This window comes from Paraburkholderia sp. BR10923 (genome assembly GCF_040948765.1).
GTDB classification, from domain to species: Bacteria; Pseudomonadota; Gammaproteobacteria; order Burkholderiales; family Burkholderiaceae; genus Paraburkholderia; species Paraburkholderia youngii.
This window is the reverse complement of the sequence record NZ_JBFPKO010000100.1, coordinates 1-2,627: the sequence shown is the minus strand read 5'-3', so window position 1 is coordinate 2,627 and position 2,627 is coordinate 1. Positions and strand designations below refer to the sequence as shown.

General features: G+C 60.5%; 2 protein-coding genes. Both read right to left on the bottom strand.

Going from position 1 to position 2,627, the window contains the following annotated elements; all coding sequences use genetic code 11:
- Window positions 1–30: 30 nt before the first annotated feature.
- Window positions 31–2,124: a recombinase family protein gene (locus tag AB3X94_RS41460; RefSeq protein ID WP_368594373.1), complete on the bottom strand. Its 2,094-nt coding sequence runs from the start codon at window positions 2,122–2,124 to the stop codon at window positions 31–33.
- The gene (locus AB3X94_RS41455; protein ID WP_129964158.1) at window positions 2,102–2,299 is read right to left on the bottom strand and encodes a hypothetical protein; all 198 of its coding nucleotides are present in this window, start codon (window positions 2,297–2,299) and stop codon (window positions 2,102–2,104) included. The genes AB3X94_RS41460 and AB3X94_RS41455 overlap by 23 nt, the downstream gene beginning before the upstream one ends.
- Window positions 2,300–2,627: the final 328 nt, after the last annotated feature.

Below are 2,627 nucleotides of genomic sequence, written 5' to 3'. Positions count from 1 at the left end.
GGGAGTCTCGTGACATAGTGCATCCTTTGGTTAGAAGCCCGGCAACTTGAGTGACTTCTCTGCTTCCTGTCGGGCCTTGAAGTGAGGCGGTCGCCTTTCCTTAATAGCCCGTACACCTTCCCTGACGGCTTCGGAATCAAGCTCAGCAACAGGGACCTGCCAGGGCGCCGAGGGCATGAGTTGAGTCGCAGGCAGTATTCCTTCACGGATCAGGCGGTGAATCGAGCTGCCGTAGATTCCCAGTCGCCGTGAGGCCTCTTCCACGCTGATCGTCTCCGCATGCGATGCCATCGGATCGAATGGCGCAATGCCCAGCCGTTCACGCAGTTCGGTAACACGAACCGTGGTCCAGGTCTTGCCGTCTGGCGATTTGCATCGCATGCGGTTCATGGTCACCGCAAGCTCCCTGTCCGGCCACTGCCCGCCAAGCTTGCGCATAACCTCAACAGCACTGAAGTGTTGGCCAGATGGATATCGACCAACATTCACGCGTGCGACGCGCAGCTCCGTGTGCCGACCACCGGTCCAGTGAACCGTTGCGACTGCTTCGTTCGTATTGTCGTCCAGATCAATCACGACTTCCTGAATGAGAATTCGGGTCAGCCGCTGCTTTGTTCGCATATCGGTGCCCGGCGCATTCCACGCCGCCGGGAGATCGTGCGCGAGCGTCATCAACTGCGTCTGGTCGATCGCGGGCCGGCTTGCAACCTCGCGGTCCAGAAGCGCAGCGCGCTCTTCAAGGTGAGCGACACGTTCGAGGGCTGCATTCCAACGCGCTTCAAGCTCGCGTGCAACCAATCGTTTCGTCGGATCCACAACCTCATACCGGCGTGCGGCAAGAGAGGCATCGTAGCGCGCTTCCTCGAGCTCGCAGGCTAACGCGCGACGCGCATCATCGCCTGCGCGCGATGTTTGCTGTGCAGCGCGAACGGCCGCTTCCACCGCATGCTCCGAAACCGCTTCGAGAATTGCGGCCGCCACTGCTTTGTCGATACGTATTCCGCCGATTCCGATACAGCGGAATGCTCCGACATGTGCTTCGTCGCCACGGCAGTAATAGCGATGCGCGTGGCCGGCTCTCATGCCGTAGTTGACTCGCATCATTCGGCCGCACCGGCCACATCGCGCCAGGCCAGTAAGCAATGCCCGCCCACCACGAGCAGATCGACGGGAAGCCCGCTTCTTCATGTGTGTGTTCTCGGCAATCATCCTCTGATGCTCCTCGAACTGATCCCACGTGATGTACCCTGGGTGATGGTCGCGCAACAGGACGCTCCAGTCCTTCATTGGCTTGGAGTGGCCTTCAGTCTTACGAGCCCGTCCGTCGACGACCGCAGTGCGCTGGGTCGTCCTTCCAAACACATACGCCCCAGCATAAACCGGATGCTCCAGGATCTGGACGACCGTGTGATATGCAGGCCTGCTCCATTCGATCCGGATGCCCGCGGGGCCGTGCCGTGTCACCGGCAGCTTCACGTCGGATTGTATGGCCCATAGCAGCACCTGACGGGCACTGCCGAGTTCGCGAAACTTACGGAAGAGCACCCGGATGGACTCGGCAACCCGTTCGTCTGGATCGATCTCGATCTGCCCAAGCTCGTTCCAGCAGTAGCCCGGAGGTAGCGCAAAGCGCAATTCGCCACGCTGGGCCTTCGAATCACGCGCGGCAATGCCACGCTGCCGCAGCAGACTGAGTTCGTACTCCGACATCGTGCCTTTGAGTCCAAGCAGGAGCCGATCGTTGACCAGCCTGGGGTCATAAATACCGTCGTGATCAACGACGACCGTGCCGACCAGCGCGCAAAGATCAATGAGATGGTGCCAATCGCGGCCGTTGCGCGCAAGTCGTGAAGCCTCGAGACAGAACACGGCGCCGACGGATCCTGCACACACTGACGCGACCAGCTTCTGGAACCCGGGACGTTCGATACTGCCGGAGCCCGAACGTCCAAGGTCATCGTCGATCGTCGTCACTGAAGCAAAGCCCATGGTTCGTGCAAATTCAGCGAGCGCGTACTGACGATTCTGGCTCTCTGTGTGCTCCACCACCTGGCTCATGGTTGATTGACGGACGTAGACCACCGCGCCTCGGCAGAGATGTTCAGCGGAGATCTTCTGGTTCATCGCGATCTCCTGGGTCGGTTATGTTCGCCGGCTTGCCCAGCGCTTCCAGCAGAAGTGCCGCGAGCGCGTCGATCACTTCCTCCCGTCGATTCCCCACTATGGCTGCGTCGAAGGTGGGATCTAGGTGCAGTTCCAGCGGAAGCTGTACGCCGGGTTCTCTTTGCAGTCGTCTCATCGGAATGGCCCTCCGTTGACAGAGGCTTCGATGATCCTCCTGCGGCGGAGTGGCGCTTCCGATCAGACAGGACGCGGCACAAGAAGGCCAGCGCTTCGGCGCTCACTTGCGGTTCGCCAAGCGACATTGCCGAGCATATCGACGCATCGAGCATCCAGGCAGGCAGTTCGCGGGAGATCTGTTGCGGGACGTCGAGGTGAACCATCTCATTCCCGCGGCGCCCAGTGCGGCGGACCAGCCTGTATTCCTGGCCGTAGGCGGGGTGCCAGCGGTATGCGATCACCACAATTTGCGATCGGTATGTTGAATGTCGTGTGGCTTGGCGATC